Here is a 19,312-nt window from a genome sequence, read left to right on the forward strand (position 1 = left end):
ATATGTGGTGTTAGCAGCGATTCCGAACTCAAGTTCAGGAAACAGCAGTGACGACGCTGCGCGAGTCACCTGCGTTGCCTCAGTTGTCTCGACCATATCGAGACAACGAGGACAACGACAATCGTCGCTTGGTCACTTCAGCAACTACTGTGAAGTCGTGGGTAACTTACTCGCCCGGGCTCTCGAGGAGTTTCGCGATCGTCACGAACGCGTCGAACTCCGGGGGCGAACCGGTGATCTGGACGACGTTCTGGTTCGGGTCGTACTGGACGAACTCGACCTCGGCCGATCGGGGCAGGTGGCGGTGTTGCAACTCTAGGGCGATCTCCTCGAAGGAGCCGTCCTCGAGGCCGACCCCCTCCCCGTCGGCCTCCCATCGCTCGACCGTTTCGACGACGTCCTCGATCGCGACGGGGCCGTCCCGCTCGTAGAGGTAGTAGAGGGCGTACCTGCGGCGTTCGTTTCCGAGAAGCTCGAAGACGGTCTCCAGCGCAACCATGTGTACGGTTGGCGCAGCGGCGATTTAGCTCTTCCCAGTAACTCAGTCGGTTTCGCCCTCGAGAGCCGCCCGACGGAGCCGTTCTCCCTCGTCGCTGTCGACGGTCAGCTCCGGCACGCTCGTCGGTCGCCCCTCCTCGTCGATCGCGACGTAGACGAAGTACGATTCGGTGGTCCGCTCGCGCTCGCGGGTCCGGAGGTCCTCGCGCTCGGCGAGCAGGCGAACCTTCACGCTCGAGGTGCCCGCGTCGTAGACGTAGGCCGTGATGTAGGCGGTGTCGCCGACCGAGATCGGGCGCTCGAAGTTCATCTGATCGACGCGGGCGGTGACGCAGGTCTCGCCCGAAAAGCGCATCGCGGACATCGCGCCGACCTCGTCCATCCACTTCATCACGTTTCCGCCGTGGGCGGTCTCGAGCATGTTCGCGTGGTTGGGCTGGACCATCTCGCGGTTCTCGATCAGCGTCTCGAGTAGATCGGTCATTGCGGTGGAGTTGCCGGCGTCGGCAATTAGGCGTGCCGGACGGCGCCCGCAGGTGCGTGTCACACACTCACGCCTTCGATACTGGTAAAAGTCGGCGCCGAGTTGACACGCCTAATGAGTGATGCAGGCGACGCCGACGTCCCGGAGCCCCCCGACGCCGCTGGCGGGGGGCAGGGCTCCGTCGACGTCCTCGGGACCGCCCACGTCTCGCAGGCGAGCGTCGACGAGGTCCACGAGACCGTCGACGAGCGGAAGCCGGACGTCGTTGCCGTCGAGCTCGACGAGAACCGGTACCGCCAGATGCAAGGCGGCGCCCCGGACGATATCGAAGCGACGGATCTGCTCTCGGGCAACACCGTCTTCCAGTTTCTGGCCTACTGGATGCTGTCGTACGTTCAGTCGCGGCTGGGGAGTCGGTTCGACATCGAGCCCGGGGCGGACATGCGTGCCGCCATCGAGGCCGCCGAGCGAAACGGCAGCGGCGTCGCGCTGGTCGATCGGGACATCCAGATCACGATCCAGCGGTTCTGGACGCGGCTGTCGGTTGCCGAGAAGCTCAAGATGGTCGGCGGGCTCGCGCTCGGGGTCACCGATCCGCGGACGATCGGGCTGACCTTCGGTGCGGTGCTCGGCGCCTTCTTCGGGCTCGTTTTCGGTGCCTTCCTCGCGCCGCTTTTCGGTCTCGGCGGGCTCTTCGCCCTCGGCGTTACCGACGCCGCGACGTTGCAATACGTCGGCGCGGCCGGAACCGGACTCGCCGGCGGGCTCGCGCTGGGCCTGCTCTTTTTGCCCTCGCTCGAGTCGGCCGGACGCTACGCGGGCGGGCTCGTCAGCGGATTCTCGCTGCGGCTGCTGGCGGGGGCGGCGATCGGGCTCGTCGGCTGTCTCGCGCTGGTCGCGGCCGACGTCGCCCTCGGGCCGCTCTCCCCGGGCGGCTTCGAGAGCTGGGGCGGGTACGCCCTCCGGGGCGGGGTCGGCGCCGTCGCGGGGCTCGGCGTCGGCGTCTCCCTCGGAGCGATCGTCGGGTTCGTCCTCGACGGCCTCGCCGAGGACACCGACGACCTCGAGGAGATCGACATCGAGGAGATGACCGACGGCGACGTCGTCGCGGCGATGATGGAGGAGTTCCGCCGGTTCAGTCCTCGCGGCGCCGAGGCCCTGATCGACGAGCGCGACGCCTACATCGCCCACAAGCTCCACGGGCTCCGCGAGCAGGGGTACCACGTCGTCGCCGTCGTCGGCGCGGGCCACAAGGCCGGCATCGAACGCTACCTCCGCAACCCCACAGAGCTACCCCCGATGGAGTCGCTAACCGGGACCGCGTCGGAGCGGCGATTCTCGCCGCTGAAGATCGTCGGCTATCTGGTAACGGTCGCCTTCGTCGGCTTCTTTTTCCTGCTGGTCATGGCCGGCGTCCAGAACGCCTTCCTGCTCCGGCTGTTCCTGGCGTGGTTCGCGTTCAACGGGATCTTCGCGTTCGCGCTGGCCCGGCTCGCGGGCGCGCGCTGGATCAGCGCTGGCGTCGGGGGGGCGGTGGCCTGGCTCACGAGCATCAACCCGCTGCTGGCGCCGGGCTGGTTCGCCGGCTACGTCGAGCTCAGGTACCGCCCGGTCAACGTCCGAGACGTCGGACGGCTCAACGAGATCATCGGCGACGCCGACCGCCCGATAGGCGAGGCGCTCGAGGAGATGTTCGACGTTCCGCTGTTCAGGCTGATCATGATCGTCGCGCTGACGAACATCGGCAGCATGGTCGCGACCTTCCTGTTTTTCATCGTGGTTATTCCGTGGCTGGGACAGGACATCGGCGGCGTCGACGCCCTGATGAACGAGCTGTTCCGCGGGGCTCGAAACAGCCTCGAGCTCATTCGGGGGGTGGTGACGTGAGCTACCCGAACGAGCGGACCTCGGAGCTTACGTTCAGCGACAGGGAGCTGTTCGATCTCGCGCTCGCCTGGACCGTCCTGAGCGTCGCGTTCGCGCTGTTGCTGGCGCCGATCCACGCGGGCGCCGACGCCGGCGTCTTCGTTACGATGGTCGGACTGAGCTTCGTCACCGTCGGCGTCGCCTTCCTGTTACACGAGCTGGCCCACAAGGTCGTCGCGATCGAGCACGGCCAGACCGCCGAGTTTCGCGCCGACTACCAGATGCTGTTTCTGGCGATCATGAGCGCGCTGATCGGCTTTCTCTTTGCGGCCCCGGGTGCGGTCTACCACCGCGGCCGCATCACCGTCCGGGAGAACGGCCTGATCGCGCTCGCGGGCCCGGTGACCAACCACCTGCTCGCGCTGTTGTTCCTGCCGCTGATGCTCCTCCCCGGACTGTTCGGTCTCGCCGGGCACCTCGGGGTGCTCATCAACCTCTTTCTGGCCGCGTTCAACCTGATCCCGATCGGCTCGCTGGACGGGAAGTCGGTCCTCGAGTGGAACCGGTCGATCTTCGGGGCCGTCTTCGGGTTGAGCCTGGTCCTGCTAGCGGGGTTTTACCTCGTCTTCGGGTTCCCCTTCTGAGACGGACCGCCGTACGTCAGTGGCGGCCCAACCGCGAGCCACCTGACGGTCGCACCGGGAAATCGGTACAGCGGACCGGTGGCCTTTTGCTCGGCCCTGGCAGTCGTTGAGGTATGACCGACAACGCGGACGAGGGGAGCGAGACGGAGGGACTGACCTACGCCGAGACGGGCGTCGACATCGAGGCCAGCGAGGACGCCACGGCGGCGCTGCTCGAGGCCTTCGGCAGCGATCTGACGACCGAGTACGCCGGCCTGCTCGACATCGGCGATCGCTACCTCGCGCTGGCGACCGACGGCGTCGGCACCAAGCTACTGGTCGCCGAGGCCGTTCGGGATTTCTCGACGATCGGGATCGACTGCATCGCGATGAACGCCAACGACCTCGTCGCGGCGGGGGTCGAACCCGTCGCCTTCGTCGACTACCTCGCGATCGACGAGCCCGACGACGACCTCACCAACGAGATCGGCGAGGGGCTGGCCGTCGGTCTCGAGGAGGCCGACCTCACGCTGCTGGGCGGCGAGACGGCGGTCATGCCCGAGGTCGTCTCCGGGTTCGACCTCGCGGGCACCTGCGCCGGGCTCGCGGACAAGGACGCGATCCTCGAGGGCGAGGCGCGAGTCGGCGACGCGCTCGTCGGCGTCCCCTCGAACGGGATCCACTCGAACGGGCTGACGCTGGCCCGCGAGGCCGTCACCCGCGACCACGAGTACGCTGACCCGTTCCCGCCCAACCCCGACGTGACGATCGGCGAGGAGCTGTTGCGACCGACCCGTATCTACGCCGACCTGCTCGAGCCGATGCGCGACCACGGCGCCCGCGCCGCGGCCCACGTCACCGGGGGCGGCTGGACCAACCTCTCGCGGATGGGCGAGCACCGGTACGTAATCGACGATCCGCTGCCGGCCCAGCCGGTCTTCGGGTTCGTCCAAGACGAGGGCGAGGTCTCCGACGAGGAGATGCACCGCACGTTCAACATGGGCACCGGGTTCGTCGTCGCCGTCCCCGAGGACCGGGCCGACGGGCTGGTCGACGCCACCGACGGGCGGGTCATCGGCCGCGTCGAGGACGGCGATTCGGTCGAGATCCGCGGCCTCTCGATGTCCTGAGCGAACGCGTCCCCTCGAGCGTCGCGTCGAGGCGACGGTGTCGTCTCTCGATTGCCCGCGTCGCGCTCTTCCCCAGTCCAGTTCACACCGCCTGGACGGGGATTTCGGTCCGACGCATGACTCGCTCGGTGACGCTTCCCAGCGGCGTCCGGCGGTCGTCGGTCGCTCCCCGCCGTCCCATCACGATCAGGTCGGCGTCTCGCTGTTCCGCGTGGGCGATGATCTCCTCCCAGGGGAGGCCGCGACGACACTCGTAGTCGGCTTCGAGTCCGGCGTCGCGCGCGCGATCCGCGATCTCCTCGAGCAGTTCGGTCGCTTCGTCCTCGACTTTCTCGTGTTCGGCCTCGACGCTACTGAGCGCCGCCGGTCGGCCGTGGCGCCGTTCGTCGACGACGTAGAGACACGAGACGGATGCGCCGTACTGCTCGGCGATGTCAAGCCCGTGGTCGACGCCGCGAGCCGCCTGCTGGCTCCCGTCAGTCGGAACGAGAATCGTATCGTACATGGCTGTTCTCCGGCCGACACTCCGACGCCCCGGGAAGTAAAACTAGAACCCGTTCCCAACCGGGGGGAATCCACACCCTCGACTGACGGCGGAATCGGTCGTCGCACTCGACTCGAGCCGGCGTCGGGGCTCGGCTTCGGTCGCTCGCGGACGGTTCGTCGCGGCTCGGTTACCGGTCGGATTCGCTCGATCCGGCCGTCTTCGATCGCTCGGCTCGCCCGGTCGCCGCGCGGATCGCGTCGTACTCCGCTTCGCTGTAGGCGATGAACCGCACGTCCTTGAGGACGCTCGGGTCGTACGCGTCGATCTCCTCGCCGATGATCGCGGCGCCGTCCTCGAGATCGAACCCGGCGACGCCACAGCCAAGCGCCGGGATCACGAGCGACCGACAGTTCAGTTCGTCGGCCGTCTCGAGGGCGTTGCGGGTCGCCTCGCGGATGCTCTCGGCGGTCGCCCGCCCATCGCCGTAGTGGGGCATCGCCGCGGCGTGGATCACGTACTCGGCGTCGAGGTCGTAGGCGTCGGTGACGGCGGCCTCGCCGAGGTCGATCGGCCCCTGCTCGGTGGCCTCCTCGTTGATCTCCGCGCCGGCCCCGCGTCGGAGTGCGCCGGCGACGCCGGAGCCCATCTCGAGGCTCGTACCGGCGGCGTTGACGAGCGCGTCGGCGGACTGTTCGGCGATGTCGCCCCGGACGACGTCGAACTCCATGCGCGCGGCTACGACGGGCTCGGGTTTGAAAGTACGCCCGACGGACGGATGCTCCGAAGTGGGGGGCGTTCCCCGAGTCTTAGGCCAACCAAAACCTTTTAGATTTAGGTCTCCCTAATCGCTCGTAATGGACGTACCCGCCCGCAGGGACGAAGAAACGGAGACGGCCGAGCCGGACGACGAGCCGACCGCTATCGTCTGCAGTCACGAGCCCCGTCCCGGCAAGCTCGTGATCACCGAACGCGACAACAAGGACGGCTGGATCGCGACGGACTCCGCCGTCGACCTCGAGCCATAGCGCGCGTTCGGTTCTCACGAACCCCTCGACTCGAACGAGAGCCGACGCTGTCGCCTGCGGCGGACGGAAAGACGCTCCTCGAAACTCGTGTCGTTGAGTGACGCGATTCACGCCCGGTCGTCAGAGGGCGTCTGACGGACAATCAGAAATCTCTGCTGACGGCGGAAACGCCGGGATTCTCTCGCTGAGCAAAGAGAGCCGACCGAATCGCTCGCCCGCCGATTACTTCGTCGCTTCCTCGAGCACGAGGGTGTCGTCCTCGAGGTAGTGCTCAAAGTGGTGGCCGTCGTCCTCGAGGGTGACGAGGATCTCGCGGAGGATCTCGGCGCTCGCGTAGTCGCCCAGGTTCTCAGCGAGTTCGATGCTGTCGCGCATCGACTCGATGATGTCCCCGTACATCTCGAGGTCGTTCTGGAACATCGTGCGGACGTCGTAGACGTCCTCGCCCTCGAACTCGACGGTCGCGCGTTCCTCCTGGTTCGAGGGACCGGAGACGGGAACCCCGCCCAGCGCCTGGGCGCGCTCGGCGATCACGTCGGCACCCTCCTCGACGTGCTCGTAGGCCTCCTCGAGGAACTCGTGCAGCGGCAGGAACTCCGCTCCCTCGACGACCCAGTGGTGTTTCTTCAGCTGGTGGTACAGTACGTACGCGTTCGCGAGTTCGGTGTTCAGCGCTTCGACGACCTGCTCGGCTTTCTCCTGATCGAGCCGGAGCTCGTTCTCCTCGACGGCGTCGGCCGACTGTCGGACGGTTTTCTGGGTGCTCATCGTACTACCGAATACGACCGCGCCTCACTTAAAGATTTCCCATGAAAAAACCATTTTTCCGTATCGGAAAAGATTTTTTCCCAGTAGCCGATTTTATACTTCGGTATCGGCGATCTTCGAGTCGGAGCCGTCGCCCGTGCAAGCCGTTGATCTATCGGTCTCGAGGGGAACCGTCTCCGTATGTCAGCTACCGCTCGTAGCGGGATCGCAGCCGCGAAATCGGTCGTGGGCGGCATTCAGGAGAAGAACGTGACGTTCATGGCCGCGAGTATCGCCTACCAGGCGTTCATCTCGCTGATACCGCTGCTCGTGCTCGTGTTCTTTCTCGTCTCGGTCGTGGGCGACGAGCAACTCGCCACCGAGGTCAGCGCGACGACCGAGGGGTTCCTTCCCGAGAGCGGTCAGGTGATCCTCGAGGACGGGATCGAGGGATCGACGGGGTCGGCCGGCGCGTCGATCATCGGACTCGTCACGCTGATCTGGGGGTCCCTGAAGATCTTCCGGGGGCTCGACACCGCGTTCTCGGAGATCTACGAGTCGGCGGCCGAGAACTCCTTTCTCGAGCAGCTACGGGACGCGTTCGTCGTCTTCGGCGCGATCGCAATCGCGCTGCTGGCCGCCGCAGGCGCGACGACCGCGTTCGCGGTTCTGCCCGACGTTCCGTTCATCGGAGTGCTGAACCCGATTCTGCTGATCGTCGGACTCACGTTCGCGTTCCTCCCGATGTACTACTTCTTCCCCGACGTCGACGTCTCCGTCCGCGAGATCGTTCCCGGCGTCGTCGTCGCCGCGGTCGGCTGGGCCGCGCTCCAGTCGCTGTTCCAGGTGTACGTCGCCGTCGCCTCCGGATCGGACGCGGCCGGACCGGTCGGTGCGATCCTGCTGTTGCTCACCTGGCTGTACTTCGGCGGGCTAATCCTGCTGGTCGGCGCGGTCGTCAACGCGACCCGGTCGGGTCGGCTCACCCTTGAGGACGACGACGACGAGTCGATCGCCCGGAAGCGACGACTCGAACGGAGCCGACGTACCAACGACCGACTGCGCCGGGAGGTCGGGGAGCTCCGGCGGGAGCGCAACAAGATCCGTCAGGACCTGCAGGCCCATCGGAGCCGTCGCTACCACCTCGAGGACCGGGTCGACGAGCTCGACGGTCGGGTCCGAACGCTCGAAGACGAGAACGAGCGCCTCCGATCGGAGCTCGACGTTCGCGACGACCCCGAGTGGAAACAGGCGATCCACGAGGCCGCCTCCCGGATCGAGACGTTGCGGATCGGGACGATCCGGGAGCGTTAGCGTCGGAAAGTCGTGAGAGCTTAGTAGGTGCCCGTGGCAGTCCGGTGCGTGTCCCACCCAGTCAGGGCGGCTCGACGCCGGATCCAGACCGAGTGGCAGTCCGTCGTCCGCGGGGTCGACGACTGCGCCGATCGGGTCGCCGATCCCTGGGATACCTCCCGGACGACGAATCCCGACCGGGTCGTCGCCCCGCTGCGGGCGGGGCTCGAGGAGGCCGGTCTGCTCGATGGGCTGGCGTCGCTGCTGGCCGACGCCGTGGCGGCGGCCGACTGCGAACTGCCGGCCAGCCCGGTCCCCGCCCCGCCGTACGTCACCGTCACCAGTCGAGGGCCGGTGCTCCGGGCGACGATCGACCCCGGTCGACTCGTGGTTCGGCTCGAGGCCTTCGAGGTCGTCCGCACCCCGGTCCCCGCCTACCGGCGTCTCGACGGCGTGGACGTGTACGTCTCGCTCGAGTAAGTCTCCGACGAGTCAGTGGCGCGTGTCCGCACGCGGCGAGGGTCGCCGGACCCGAAAGTACTTGCATTTTCGGTAATTCACATATATAGTAATGTATCCAACTCCGTCGCTCGCTGCTCGCGTCCTCGAGAGTCCACGCCGGGACGTTTCGACCGATGCCCGCTGAGCGAACCCGCCGGACGGTGCTCGCGGCGTCGGGCTCCCTCGCGACGCTCGGCCTTGCGGGCTGTCTGGGCGGCGCCGACGAGAACGACGAGGACTACGTGGCGGTCGAGTCGTTCGAGCTGATCGACCCCGAAACGGGCGCGCTCCTCGCGGCGGTCGACGGGGATCGCTGGGAGGGCGGCCCGCTCGTCCTGCCCCTCGAGGGTAAACTCCCGGTCGGCGCTCGCGCCGGGGACGCCGACGGCGACCTCGAATTCGGAGCGGACGCCCCGCACCGACTCGGGCGACGGTCGCCGTCGAGGGGGACGACACCGTCGCGATCGAGCCCCGCCGGGACCGCGTCGACCTGATCGGTCGCGCGCCGGGCGAGACCGCGATCGTCGCGGAGGTCTGGGAGGGCGACCGGTTCGGCTGGGAGTCCCCCGAGCTCCCGGTCGAGGTCGTCGACGACTTCGACGACGCGATCAACCACGCGAACGAGTAACCGTACCGCCGTACGCGTTCGGTCCGAACGCCGTCGATCGCTCGAGCCGCAGCGTTTCGACGTCGGTCGCTATCGCACCGCGCCCCACGCCGGTAGCACGTCGGTGCGACGCGGTGAGGCCTTCCTCGATGTCCCGATCCGCACCGTAGCGGTCCCGGACGACTTTTGGTTCGACCGCTACCGCCGAATCTTGTTATCTCTCGGGCTGTGACTACGACTCGTTATTAACTACTCTCCAACATATAATAACTCTTTTATCCGCCCGCTCGTAGTTCCGTCTATGACACGATCACGTCGCGCGGTGCTTCGCTCCGGGGCCGGCGCCCTCGCGCTCGGCACACTCGCCGGCTGCCTGGACGAGCCCCCCGCCGATGGCGGCGGCGAGGGGACGGTCTACGGCGCCTTCTTCGCACTCGCCGACTGGACGAGCCACGTCGTCGGCGACGAGATGACGGTCGAGAACCCGGTAGAAACGGGCGAGATGGGACACGGCTGGGAGCCGCCGAGCGACCTCCAACGCGAGATCTCGCAGTCGGCCGCGTTCGTCTACCTCGACACGCCCGAGTTCGCCTGGGCCCAGGACGTCGCGGCGGACCTCGAGTCCGAGGACGTCGCGGTGATCGACGCGCTCGAGGGAATCGAAGCGCAGCTCGGTTCGACGGAACACGAGACCGACCACGGCCACGAGCCCGAGGCGGAGTACGACGGCGATCCGACGGCCGTCGAGGTCGGCGGGTTCGCACTCTACGACGGTCGAAGCGGCGAGGAGGTCGCCTCCTTGCACGACGGCCACTGGCACGGGGACGTGCCCGACGTCCCCCTGGACGGCAGCGTCACCCTCGAGGGCGTCGTCGAGGACGTCGAGGGCCGTCGTCTCCCGCTGGGCGGGGACGCGCCGTTCGCCCTCGAGGCGACGGTCCCCGACGGCGCGAACGCGGACGTTCTCGAGATCGAGTCCGACGGGGACCGCCTCGAGCTCCGGGGTCTCGAGGAGGGTCAGACGACGGTGGTCTTCGAGCTCGCGGCCGACGGCGAGGTCGTCTGGGACACGAGCGGGGCCGACGGCGAGGTCGCGGTCGTCGACGAGCACACCGACGAGGGCGGGCTCGAGCTCGCCGACCCCCACGTCTGGGTCGACCCCGTTCTCGCCCGGTCGATGGTCGAAACGATCGCCGCCGGGCTGGGCGAGGTCGATTCGGACGGCGCCGACCAGTACGAGGAAAACGCCGCCGAGTACGCCGGGCGACTGGACGAGGTCCACCAGCGCTTCCAGAACGTCGCCGAGGCTGCGACGCGGGACGTCGCGGTCCTCGCCGGCCACGACTCGTTCGGGTACCTCGAGGACCGGTACGAGTTCGAACTCCGAACCCCGGTCGGGGTCTCCCCCGACGCGGTCGAGTCGAGCGAGGACGTCTCGGAGCTGATCGGCGCCATCGAGGACAACGGCATCGAGACGATCCTCTACGATCCCTTCGAGAGCGCGGACGGCGACCTCCCCCAGATGGCCGAGGTGTTGCTCGAGGAGACCGACGCGACCGAGGCCGCGCCGATCACGGCCGCCGGGGGGACCCTCGAGGAGTGGAACGAGCAGGGGTACGGCTGGATCGAGCAGATGGAAGAGATCACGATCCCGTCGCTCGCGGCGGCGCTCGGGGCCGAGTAGGGGTATCGAAATGGAAGACATAAGGCTATCCGCGTCCGATACGCGGGTGAGATACCAGTGACCGCGATCGTCGAGATGGAGGACGTGACGTTCGCCTACGGCGAGACCGTCGCCGTCAGAGACGTCTCGCTGACGATCGAGGCGGGCGATTTCCTCGGGCTGGTCGGCCCGAACGGGTCGGGGAAGACGACACTGTTGCACCTGATGCTCGGCCTGCACAGCCCCGACAGCGGACGGATCGAGCTGTTCGGCCAGCCCGTCGAGGCGTTCGACCGGGGCGAGCGCATCGGCTACGTCTCCCAGAAGGCCACGAGCCGCGGCGGGACGATGCCCGTCACCGTCCGCGAGGCAGTGACGATGGGACGGTTCGCCCGCGCGGGCTACTCGCGGCTGACCGACGACGACCGCGCGATCGTCGACGACGCCCTCGAGACGGTCGGCATCACCGACCTCGCCGAGCGACGGATCAACGAGCTCTCGGGCGGGCAGCGCCAGCGAGCATACATCGCGCGGGCGCTGGCCTCCGAGGCCGACCTGCTGGCGCTGGACGAGCCGACCGTCGGCGTTGACGCCGAGTCCCGCGACGCGTTCTACAAGCTGCTCGACTCGCTCAACGACGACGGGATCACGATCGTCCTGATCGAGCACGACATCGGCGTCGTCACCGATCGGGCGGATCGGATCGCCTGTATCAACACGGAGCTGTTCCACCACGGGGACACGGAATCGTTCGTCGAGAGCGACGCCTTAGAGCAGGCGTACGGAACGACCGGACAGGTCGTCCACCACCACCACTGATGAATCGGACGACCAGACGCCGCCTCGAGCGGATCGGACTCGCGCTGACGGGCCTGCTCGCGGTCGCGATGCTCGCCTTCCTGGCCCTCGAGTGGCTCCGGGAGTATCCCTACGCGGGGACCCTGTACGACCAGTTCACGACCGCGGGGATGTGGGCCGACTACTACCTCGGAACGAGCGTCTTCGGCTACTCCTTCATGCTGCGGTCGATCGCGGCGGGCGTGCTCGTCGGCATCGCCGCGCCGCTGGTCGGCACCTACCTCGTCCACCGCGAGATGGCGCTGATCGGCGAGACGCTCGCCCACACCGCCTTCGCGGGCGTCGCCATCGGCCTGCTCTTTAGCGCGACGACCGACTGGGACGGCTCGTTGCTTGTCACCGCGCTCGTCGTTGCGATCCTCGGCGCGTTGCTCGTCCAGTACCTCGCCGAGCGGACGAACGCCTACGGCGACGTGCCGATCGCGATCATGCTCACCGGCAGCTTCGCCATCGGAACGCTGATCATCAGCTACGGCCGCGGGGGCTTCTCGGGGGTGAGCATCGACGACTACCTCTTCGGCAGCGCGGCCGTCATCCCCGCCGAGGGGGCGCGGCTGGTCGCGATCCTGACCGTCGCCGTCGTCGCCGTCGTCGCGCTCACCTACAAGCAACTGCTCTTTATCACCTTCGACGAGCAGGCCGCCCGCGTCGCCCGACTCAACGTCACCTGGTACAACACGCTGTTGATCGTGATGACCGCGGTCGTCGTCGTCGGCGCCATGCAGATCCTCGGCGTGATCCTCGTCGCCGCGATGCTCGTCATCCCTGTCGCGGCTGCCTCCCAGATCGCCCGCGGCTTCCGGGAGACGCTGGCGCTGTCGATCCTGTTCGGACAGGGGTCGGTGCTCGGCGGGTTCGCGTTCGCGATCTCGCAGGGGCTGCCCCCGGGCGGCTCGATCGTCGTCGTCGCGATCGGAATCTACCTCCTGGCACTGCTCGCCTCGAGCCGTTCCGGGAGTGCGATTTCGATCCACTGATCGATCGGATTCCCGTTCCCGGACTGCGGGAGCGCGCTGTACGTTTAACCCGCTCCTCGCCGAAGGCGTGAGCGATGGGACGGTTATCCGATCTCTTCGCACCCGAGACCGTCGCCGTGGTCGGCGCCACCGACCGTGAGGGCGCCGTCGGTCGGGCGATCCTCGAGAACCTGCGAGACGAGTTCGCGGGCGAGGTGATCCCGATCAACCCCAACCGCGACGAGGTGCTCGGGCTCGAGTGTTACCGCGATGTACAGGCCGCGCCGTCGATCGACCTGGCGGTGATCGTCGTCCCGCCGACGGTCGTGATCGACGCCATCGAGGACGTCGCCGAGGCGGGCACCGACGACGTCGTCGTCATCACCGCCGGCTTCTCCGAGACGGGGGGCGAGGGCGCCGAACGCGAGCGACGGCTCCGCGAGCTCGCCGCGGAGTACAACCTCAACGTCGTCGGCCCGAACAGCCTCGGCGTGATGTCGACGGCGAACGACATGAACGCCACGTTCGGCCCCGAGGACGCCCGCGAGGGCTCGATCTCCTTTATGAGCCAGTCGGGCGCCTTTATCACGGCCGTGCTGGACTGGGCCAACGAGCAGGGGATCGGCTTCCGGGACGTCGTCTCGCTGGGCAACAAGACCGTCCTCGACGAGACCGACTTCGTCCGTGAGTGGGGTGACGACCCCGACACCGACGTCATCATCGGTTACCTCGAGGACGTCGACGACGGGCAGGCGTTCGTCCGGGCAGCCCGCGAGGTGACCGACGACACCCCGATCGTGCTGGTCAAGTCCGGCCGCACCGACGCCGGCGCGCAGGCAGCCTCCTCGCACACGGGGGCGATCGCGGGCAGCGAACGGGCCTACGAGGCCGGCCTCGAGCAGGCGGGCGTGCTCCGGGCCACCTCGGTCCAGCAGCTGTTCGACTACGCCCGGGCGCTGTCGGGGCTGCCCGAGCCCGAGACCGACGGCGTCGCCGTCGTCACCAACGCCGGCGGTCCGGGCGTGCTCACGACCGACGCGGTCGGGGACTCCTCGCTCCGGATGGCCGACTTCGACGACGAGACGATCGACGCGCTCGCCGGGGCGATGCCCGACGAGGCCAACGTCTACAACCCGATCGACGCCATCGGCGACGCCGACGTCGAGCGCTTCGGCGAGGCGCTCGACATCGCCCTCGAGGACCCGAACGTCGGGAGCGCGGTCGTCGTCAGCGCGCCGACGGCCGTCCTCGAGTACGACGGGCTCGCCGAGGCGGTCATCGAGAAACGCGAGGAACACGACAAACCCGTCGTCACCTGCCTGATGGGCGGCGCGCGCGCCCGGGCCGCGGAGGAGGTCCTGCGGGAGTTCGGCATCCCGAACTACTTCGACCCCTCCCGCGCCGTCGCGGGCCTCGACGCGCTGGCCCGGCACCGCGAGATCAGCGATCGACCGATCGACGAACCCGCCGCCTTCGACGTCGACCGCGAGCGCGCCCGGAGGATCCTCGAGCGCGCCCGCGACCGCGACGACAACCGCCTCGGCGTCGAGTCGATGGAGCTACTCGAGGCCTACGGGATCCCGACGCCCGACGGGGAGATCGTCGACGACCCCGATCGCGCCCGCGAGGTGGCCGCGTCGATCGAGGGCGACGTCGTCATGAAGATCGTCAGCCCCGACATCACGCACAAGTCCGACATCGGCGGCGTGAAAGTCGGAGTGAGCGAGGACGACGTCTACGACGCCTACGAGGACCTCGTCGCCCGGGCGCGCAACTACCAGCCCGACGCGACGATCCTCGGGGTCCAGGTCCAGGAAATGCTCGACCTCGAGTCCTCGACCGAGACGATCGTCGGGATGAACCGCGACCCGCAGTTCGGCCCACTCCTGCTCTTTGGCCTGGGCGGGATCTTCGTCGAGATCCTCGAGGACACCTCGGTCCGGGTCGCCCCGATCGGCGAGGGGCAGGCCCGCGAGATGGTCGACGGGATCAAGGCGGCGCCGCTGTTGCGGGGCGCCCGCGGCCGCGAGCCGGCCGACGTCGACGGCGTCGTCGAGACGATCCAGCGCCTCTCCCAGCTCGTGACCGACTTCCCCTCGATCCTCGAGCTCGACGTCAACCCGCTCGTGGCCGGCCCCGATGGCGTACAGGCGATCGACCTCCGACTCACCGTCGACACCGACGAACTATGACCGACACCGACACCGACACCGAGACCGAATCGACCGCCGACAGCTCGCAGCCGATCCTCGTCGCCTCCCTCGCGGAGAGCACCGGGAAGACGGCGATCGCACTGGCGCTCGCTCGACTCGCCCGCGAGCGCGGCGAGGACGTCGGCTACATGAAACCGAAGGGCACCCGCCTGCAGAGCAACGTCGGGAAGACCCTGGACGAGGACCCGATGCTCGCCCGGGAGCTGCTCGAGCTCGAGGCCGAGATCCACGACCTCGAACCCGTGGTCTACTCGCCGACGTTCGTCGAGCAGGCGATTCGCGGCCGCGAGCAGCCCGACGAGATCCGCGACCGCGTCCGGGAGGCGTTCGACGCGCTCGCGGCCGACCACGACCGGTTGATCCTCGAGGGCGGCGGCAGCTACGAGGTCGGCGGGATCGTCGAACTCGCCGACGCCGACCTGGCCGACCTGCTCGACGCCCGGGTCCTGCTCGTCGCGCCCTACGAGGTGCCCGGCGACGCCGACGACGTGCTTGCGGCCGCCCGAACCTTCGGCGACCGCCTCGCGGGCGTCGTCTTCAACAACGTCTCCGACGCGGCCTACGACGGGCTCGAGACCGATGTCGTCCCGTTCCTCGAGGGCCGAGGAATCCCGGTTCACGGCGTGATCCCGAGCGAGCGAACGCTCGCGGGCGTGACCGTCGCCGAGCTAGCGGACGAACTCGGCGCGTCGACACTCGTCGACGCGGGCGACGACGCCTACGTCGAGCGCTTTACGGTCGGTGCGATGGGCGCCGACAGCGCCCTGCGACACTTCCGCCGGACGAAAGACGCCGCGGTCATCACCGGCGGGGACCGCGCCGAGATCCACACGGCCGCGCTCGAGGCGCCCGGCGTCCGCTGTCTCATCCTCACGGGCGGACACCGACCGTCCGGGGCGGTAGTCGGCCAGGCCACCGAGAAGGGGATGCCGATCCTCTCGGTGCAGACGGACACGCTGACGACGGTCGAACGCGCCGAGGACGTCGTCCGGAGCGGGCGCACCCGCGACGCCGAGACCGTCGAGCGTATGGAACGACTGCTGACAGACCACGCGGCCATCGAGGAGATCCTGGTGGGCTGACCGCCACGGCGACGAGACGGTCGGCTCGACCGACGGATCCCGTCTGACCAAAAGTTAAGAGCCGTCCACACATGCCCTCTGACATGGACGATACACACCAGGAGGTCACCTCGCTCGTCGGCCGCGAGGTGTACTCGAACAACGGCGTCTTCGTCGGCGAAGTCGAGGATCTCAAGCTCAACATCGGCGAACAGACCATCGAGGGGCTCGCGCTCGGGAGCCTCAACGCGGAACTGTTCCGGGAGGAAGCCGACGCCGGCAAGGGCGTCATCGTTCCCTACCGCTGGGTCCGATCGGTCGGCGACGTCGTGTTGATCAACGACGTCGTCGAGCGCGTCCGCGACCCCGACGAGGAGGAGTCCGACGAGATCGTCGCCTGATCAGTTTCCGTTCGACCCCTCGCTCCCGTCGACGCCCATCGCGTCGAACAGGGTCCGCTTGACCGCTTCTTCGGTTAGCTCGAGCAGCGTGTCCCGGGTGCCCTCGGAGATCTCGATCCCCGTGAAGATGCCAAGCGGGATCTCGGCGCTGGCCTGCGTCGAGTGGCCCGCGGTCTCGCCGATCTCGCCGTAGGCGTCGTCTAACACCTTGCCGATGTTGATGCGGATGTCCTTCGATCGACCCGCCAGGAAGATCGTCTCGTCGGCGATGCCGAAGACCGCGGTCGTGGTCACCCCCTCGAGATCGAGCAGGTGGCCCGCGGCCTGGGTCAGCGCCTCCCGGTCGCGGACGAAGCCGGCGTTGGAGACGAGGTGGCTCCCCTGGACGTCCCGGTTAGTGATCGCCTCGGCGAGCACGTCGAGCGTCTCGGGGGACATCGACGGTGACTCGACCTGCTCTAGGGTGTCGTGGTTCGCGAAGGGGTAGAGGTAGGCCGCGGCGGTGAGGTCGGCGGGGGTCGTGTCGCGTTTGAAATCCAGCGTCTCCGCGCGGATGCCGTACAGCAGGGCGGTGGCGACCTCCTCGGAGACGTTCATGTCGAACTCCTGGATGTACTTCGTCATGATCGTCGACGTCGAGGACATGTTCGGCCGGACGTCGGCGAACTCGGGGTCGTAGGACTCCTCGGACTCGTGGTGGTCGATCACGATGTCGACGTCCAGGCTCATCTCGGAGGAGGTCGCGTGGTCGACCAGGGCGGCGGTGTCGTACACCGAGGGATCGGCGATCTCGTCCCACTGCACGAGGTCGATCCCCAGCAGGTTGACGAACGCCCTGTTTTCCTGGTGGCCGACGTCGCCCAGGTAGACGATGTCGGCGTCGATCCCGAGGTGGTCGGCGATCGCCTGCAGGGCCGCGGCGCTGGCGATCGAGTCCGGATCGGGGCTGTCCTGGGTGAGAATCGCCAGCCGCGAGTCGGTCGACTCGATCAGCCGGGCGAGCTTCTCGGCGTTGTACTCGAGTTCGCCGGACTCCAGGGCCCGCAGGGCGGACTCGGCGATCACCGAGGAGGGGTTGATGACGATGTCGGCGCCCAGCTCCGAGAGCTCGTCGCCCGAAACGGGATCGCTCGCGCGCGCGACGAGGAACTGGCTCTCGTCGTTTCTCGCGCGGATGTGCTCGACGGCGGCCTTGTTGGCCTCGACGTCGGACGCCAGAATCAACACGACGTCGCGCTCGGCGACGAGGTCGGCGGCCTCCGGCTCGCGGATGTCGGCCGTGCGGGCGTCCAGATCCTGATCGCGGAGGGACTCGACCCGGCTCTCGTCGCGGTCGATGATCACGACGTCTTTCCCCTGCTCGACGAGTTCCTCGGCGACGGCGTATCCCACGCTCCCGCAGCCGAGAATCGCGTAGTCCGAGATCGACGAGATCGTAACCCCCGTGCTCATGTGACCGTGAGGTCGAACCGCCCGTACTTAACGGTCCCGGAGATTGGCACGTCGGAATCCCCTCGAGAAACGGCGTTTGGACACCGCTCCCACGGCGCCGTCCAAGGGAAACGTATATTTATCCGCGTCCGAAAGTCGGGAGTACAGGGCCGGTAGCTCAGTCCGGCAGAGCGTCTGACTCTTAATCAGACGGTCGCGTGTTCAAATCGCGCCCGGCCCGCTTCTCGCCGCGAGCAAACTCGCGAGCGGCGAGCATCGGAACCGGCGGGATTTGAACGCAGGGAGGTCGCGCGCAACGGAGTGAGCACGTCCGACCGTGTGTTCAAATCGCGCCTGGCCCGCTTCCTTTCCTCTCGAGCCCAAGTCGACCGTCTACCGACGGCGATTCGCACCGATACCCGACGCGTCGAACGAACCCCCGCGCCGACCCGCTTCAGCATCCTTTTGCGCACTCGAGCGAAACGGCCGTCCGTGAGACGATCGCTCCGATTCCTGCTGGGCGCCCTCCTGGGAGCGGGCGTGTTCGCGGGGTACGTCTACTCGGTCGGCGCCGGAACCGTCCTCGAGCGGGCGGCCGCGATCGCCCCGTGGGCGTTCGCCCTCGTCGTAGCGCTGGTCGTCCTCGAGGGGCTCGCGGACGGGATCGGCGTGTGGGCTTCTCTCGCGCCGCTGAACGGGGGCGTGTCGCTGCCCCGGAGCGCACAGTTCGCACTCGCTGGCGACTTCTTCGACATCCTCAGCCCGGCCGGGCCCGTGAGTTCGGAGCCGATCATGGCCCGGTTTCTCGGCGTCGCGACGAACACCGGGTACTCGGACGCGCTGGGCGTGCGGTCGGTCGCCAAGTACGCCAAGTCGGGCGTACAACTGACCCTCTCCGGGCTCCTCGGTCTCGCGGTCCTCCTCGGGGGGCCCGACAGCGCCGCGTTGCTGTCGACCCTCGGCGTCTCGATCGTCGGGCTGGCGGCGTTCGGCGGTATCGTCCTGGCCTCGCGAGCCCACCTCTCGCGAGGGCTCGTCGCGCTGTTGACGCCGATCGTGACCCGGCTCTCGAGCCTGTTCCGGGATCGTCCCTACGACCGCTCGGTCGTGGCCGCGGCCGTCGATCGGTACTGGGACCGCGTCGTCGGCTTCCGGGAGACGCCGGGGCTGCTCTCGCTGATCGCGCTCGGGGGCGTCCTCGAGCAGGTCCTGACCGCGGCCGCCCTGTGGGTCGCGCTCGCCGGCGTCGGCGCCGAGGTCGCGTTGCTCCCGATCCTCGTCGTCGTGCCGCTTCCCCAGGTGGCGAGCGTCGTGCCAATCCCCGGGAGCCTCGGTGCCTACGACCTGTTGCTCGGCGGGGCGCTGGTGCTGGTAACCGGCGCGACGGCGGCCGCGGGCACCGCGGCCGTGGTGGTCGGTCGGACGGTCACGCTCTCGTTTGGCGCGCTCGCCGGCGGGCCCCTCGGCG

20 protein-coding genes and 1 tRNA gene are annotated in these 19,312 nt (G+C 68.2%); 15 read left to right on the forward strand and 6 right to left on the reverse strand.

All coding sequences use genetic code 11. The features are described 5' to 3' along the window. Positions 1-166: 166 nt before the first annotated feature. Both GWG54_RS18595 and GWG54_RS18600 read right to left on the reverse strand, forming a co-directional pair. Positions 167-499: a hypothetical protein gene (locus tag GWG54_RS18595; protein ID WP_167939166.1), complete on the reverse strand. Its 333-nt coding sequence runs from the start codon at positions 497-499 to the stop codon at positions 167-169. 42 nt (positions 500-541) lie between these two features. Beyond that, on the reverse strand, positions 542-982 hold the full coding sequence (locus tag GWG54_RS18600) for an acyl-CoA thioesterase (RefSeq protein WP_167939167.1): 441 nt from the start codon (positions 980-982) through the stop codon (positions 542-544). A 114-nt stretch (positions 983-1,096) separates the two neighbouring features. On the opposite strand from GWG54_RS18600, the gene GWG54_RS18605 reads away from it, so the two are divergent. The 3 genes from GWG54_RS18605 (at position 1,097) to purM (ending at position 4,601) form a co-directional block, all read left to right on the forward strand. Continuing rightward, positions 1,097-2,869, forward strand: coding sequence for a TraB/GumN family protein (locus tag GWG54_RS18605; RefSeq protein ID WP_167939168.1), 1,773 nt, complete (start codon positions 1,097-1,099; stop codon positions 2,867-2,869). Beyond that, entirely contained in the window at positions 2,866-3,492 is a 627-nt protein-coding gene (locus GWG54_RS18610) for a metalloprotease (RefSeq protein ID WP_167939169.1), read from the forward strand. The genes GWG54_RS18605 and GWG54_RS18610 overlap by 4 nt, the downstream gene beginning before the upstream one ends. A 113-nt stretch (positions 3,493-3,605) precedes the next feature. Then, positions 3,606-4,601 carry a phosphoribosylformylglycinamidine cyclo-ligase gene (gene purM, locus GWG54_RS18615; RefSeq protein ID WP_167939170.1) on the forward strand — a complete coding sequence of 332 codons (996 nt, stop codon included), beginning with the start codon at positions 3,606-3,608 and terminating at the stop codon, positions 4,599-4,601. A gap of 82 nt (positions 4,602-4,683) precedes the next feature. Here purM and GWG54_RS18620 read toward each other — a convergent pair whose 3' ends face one another. Both GWG54_RS18620 and GWG54_RS18625 read right to left on the reverse strand, forming a co-directional pair. Next, positions 4,684-5,106, reverse strand: a complete 423-nt coding sequence (locus tag GWG54_RS18620) for a universal stress protein (RefSeq protein WP_167939171.1) — start codon at positions 5,104-5,106, stop codon at positions 4,684-4,686. A 169-nt stretch (positions 5,107-5,275) separates the two neighbouring features. Next, complete coding sequence (locus GWG54_RS18625) at positions 5,276-5,815, reverse strand: macro domain-containing protein (RefSeq protein WP_167939172.1); 540 nt, start codon at positions 5,813-5,815, stop codon at positions 5,276-5,278. A gap of 127 nt (positions 5,816-5,942) precedes the next feature. Between GWG54_RS18625 and GWG54_RS18630 the strand changes: the two genes are divergently transcribed. Next, complete coding sequence (locus tag GWG54_RS18630; RefSeq protein WP_008425824.1) at positions 5,943-6,113, forward strand: hypothetical protein; 171 nt, start codon at positions 5,943-5,945, stop codon at positions 6,111-6,113. Between the two features lie 222 nt (positions 6,114-6,335). On the opposite strand, the gene dpsA is transcribed toward GWG54_RS18630, so the two are convergent. Beyond that, complete coding sequence (gene dpsA / locus GWG54_RS18635) at positions 6,336-6,881, reverse strand: DNA starvation/stationary phase protection protein DpsA (protein ID WP_167939173.1); 546 nt, start codon at positions 6,879-6,881, stop codon at positions 6,336-6,338. Between the two features lie 180 nt (positions 6,882-7,061). Here dpsA and GWG54_RS18640 point away from each other — a divergent pair, with 180 nt between their 5' ends. The 9 genes from GWG54_RS18640 to GWG54_RS18680 all read left to right on the forward strand — a co-directional run bounded on the left by GWG54_RS18640 (position 7,062) and on the right by GWG54_RS18680 (position 16,413). Beyond that, positions 7,062-8,174 (forward strand): YhjD/YihY/BrkB family envelope integrity protein, encoded by a 1,113-nt coding sequence (locus GWG54_RS18640; RefSeq protein ID WP_167939174.1) that lies wholly within the window; start codon positions 7,062-7,064, stop codon positions 8,172-8,174. A 48-nt stretch (positions 8,175-8,222) separates the two neighbouring features. Beyond that, positions 8,223-8,633 carry a hypothetical protein gene (locus GWG54_RS18645; protein WP_167939175.1) on the forward strand — a complete coding sequence of 137 codons (411 nt, stop codon included), beginning with the start codon at positions 8,223-8,225 and terminating at the stop codon, positions 8,631-8,633. A gap of 155 nt (positions 8,634-8,788) precedes the next feature. Continuing rightward, positions 8,789-9,148, forward strand: a complete 360-nt coding sequence (locus GWG54_RS18650) for a hypothetical protein (RefSeq protein ID WP_245242870.1) — start codon at positions 8,789-8,791, stop codon at positions 9,146-9,148. A gap of 414 nt (positions 9,149-9,562) precedes the next feature. Then, positions 9,563-10,945: a metal ABC transporter solute-binding protein, Zn/Mn family gene (locus GWG54_RS18655; protein ID WP_167939176.1), complete on the forward strand. Its 1,383-nt coding sequence runs from the start codon at positions 9,563-9,565 to the stop codon at positions 10,943-10,945. Positions 10,946-11,020: 75 nt separating this feature from the next. After that, positions 11,021-11,743, forward strand: a complete 723-nt coding sequence (locus GWG54_RS18660; RefSeq protein WP_209438528.1) for a metal ABC transporter ATP-binding protein — start codon at positions 11,021-11,023, stop codon at positions 11,741-11,743. Beyond that, a complete protein-coding gene (locus GWG54_RS18665; protein ID WP_167939178.1) occupies positions 11,743-12,759 on the forward strand; it encodes a metal ABC transporter permease in 1,017 nt (338 codons plus the stop codon). Before GWG54_RS18660 ends, GWG54_RS18665 begins: the two co-directional genes overlap by 1 nt. A 74-nt stretch (positions 12,760-12,833) precedes the next feature. Next, positions 12,834-14,930: an acetate--CoA ligase family protein gene (locus GWG54_RS18670; protein WP_167939179.1), complete on the forward strand. Its 2,097-nt coding sequence runs from the start codon at positions 12,834-12,836 to the stop codon at positions 14,928-14,930. Further along, entirely contained in the window at positions 14,927-16,033 is a 1,107-nt protein-coding gene (locus GWG54_RS18675; protein ID WP_167939180.1) for a phosphotransacetylase family protein, read from the forward strand. Before GWG54_RS18670 ends, GWG54_RS18675 begins: the two co-directional genes overlap by 4 nt. Before the next feature lie 83 nt (positions 16,034-16,116). Next, positions 16,117-16,413, forward strand: coding sequence for a PRC-barrel domain-containing protein (locus tag GWG54_RS18680; protein ID WP_167939181.1), 297 nt, complete (start codon positions 16,117-16,119; stop codon positions 16,411-16,413). Here GWG54_RS18680 and GWG54_RS18685 read toward each other — a convergent pair whose 3' ends face one another. Beyond that, entirely contained in the window at positions 16,414-17,865 is a 1,452-nt protein-coding gene (locus GWG54_RS18685; protein ID WP_167939182.1) for a DHH family phosphoesterase, read from the reverse strand. A gap of 146 nt (positions 17,866-18,011) precedes the next feature. On the opposite strand from GWG54_RS18685, the gene GWG54_RS18690 reads away from it, so the two are divergent. Together GWG54_RS18690 and GWG54_RS18695 are read left to right on the forward strand one after the other, a co-directional pair. Further along, positions 18,012-18,085, forward strand: a tRNA-Lys gene (locus tag GWG54_RS18690). Positions 18,086-18,336: 251 nt separating this feature from the next. Further along, a partial coding sequence (locus GWG54_RS18695; RefSeq protein WP_167939183.1) for a lysylphosphatidylglycerol synthase domain-containing protein occupies positions 18,337-19,312 on the forward strand: 976 nt, incomplete at its 3' end.

This window comes from Natronococcus sp. JC468 (assembly GCF_012163165.1).
In the GTDB taxonomy this organism is placed as follows: Archaea; Halobacteriota; Halobacteria; order Halobacteriales; family Natrialbaceae; genus Natronococcus; species Natronococcus jeotgali.

Bases quoted from the DNA above. Each gene is read 5' to 3' on its own strand.
- GWG54_RS18655 (WP_167939176.1), top strand. From the start codon at position 9,563: ATGACACGATCACGTCGCGCGGTGCTTCGCTCCGGGGCCGGCGCCCTC.
- GWG54_RS18675 (WP_167939180.1), top strand. From the start codon at position 14,927: ATGACCGACACCGACACCGACACCGAGACCGAATCGACCGCCGACAGC.
- GWG54_RS18670 (WP_167939179.1), top strand. From the start codon at position 12,834: ATGGGACGGTTATCCGATCTCTTCGCACCCGAGACCGTCGCCGTGGTC.
- purM (WP_167939170.1), top strand. From the start codon at position 3,606: ATGACCGACAACGCGGACGAGGGGAGCGAGACGGAGGGACTGACCTAC.
- GWG54_RS18625 (WP_167939172.1), bottom strand. From the start codon at position 5,815: ATGGAGTTCGACGTCGTCCGGGGCGACATCGCCGAACAGTCCGCCGAC.
- dpsA (WP_167939173.1), bottom strand. From the start codon at position 6,881: ATGAGCACCCAGAAAACCGTCCGACAGTCGGCCGACGCCGTCGAGGAG.
- GWG54_RS18650 (WP_245242870.1), top strand. From the start codon at position 8,789: ATGCCCGCTGAGCGAACCCGCCGGACGGTGCTCGCGGCGTCGGGCTCC.
- GWG54_RS18640 (WP_167939174.1), top strand. From the start codon at position 7,062: ATGTCAGCTACCGCTCGTAGCGGGATCGCAGCCGCGAAATCGGTCGTG.
- GWG54_RS18685 (WP_167939182.1), bottom strand. From the start codon at position 17,865: ATGAGCACGGGGGTTACGATCTCGTCGATCTCGGACTACGCGATTCTC.
- GWG54_RS18605 (WP_167939168.1), top strand. From the start codon at position 1,097: ATGAGTGATGCAGGCGACGCCGACGTCCCGGAGCCCCCCGACGCCGCT.
- GWG54_RS18660 (WP_209438528.1), top strand. From the start codon at position 11,021: ATGGAGGACGTGACGTTCGCCTACGGCGAGACCGTCGCCGTCAGAGAC.
- GWG54_RS18630 (WP_008425824.1), top strand. From the start codon at position 5,943: ATGGACGTACCCGCCCGCAGGGACGAAGAAACGGAGACGGCCGAGCCG.
- GWG54_RS18600 (WP_167939167.1), bottom strand. From the start codon at position 982: ATGACCGATCTACTCGAGACGCTGATCGAGAACCGCGAGATGGTCCAG.
- GWG54_RS18665 (WP_167939178.1), top strand. From the start codon at position 11,743: ATGAATCGGACGACCAGACGCCGCCTCGAGCGGATCGGACTCGCGCTG.
- GWG54_RS18620 (WP_167939171.1), bottom strand. From the start codon at position 5,106: ATGTACGATACGATTCTCGTTCCGACTGACGGGAGCCAGCAGGCGGCT.
- GWG54_RS18595 (WP_167939166.1), bottom strand. From the start codon at position 499: ATGGTTGCGCTGGAGACCGTCTTCGAGCTTCTCGGAAACGAACGCCGC.
- GWG54_RS18680 (WP_167939181.1), top strand. From the start codon at position 16,117: ATGGACGATACACACCAGGAGGTCACCTCGCTCGTCGGCCGCGAGGTG.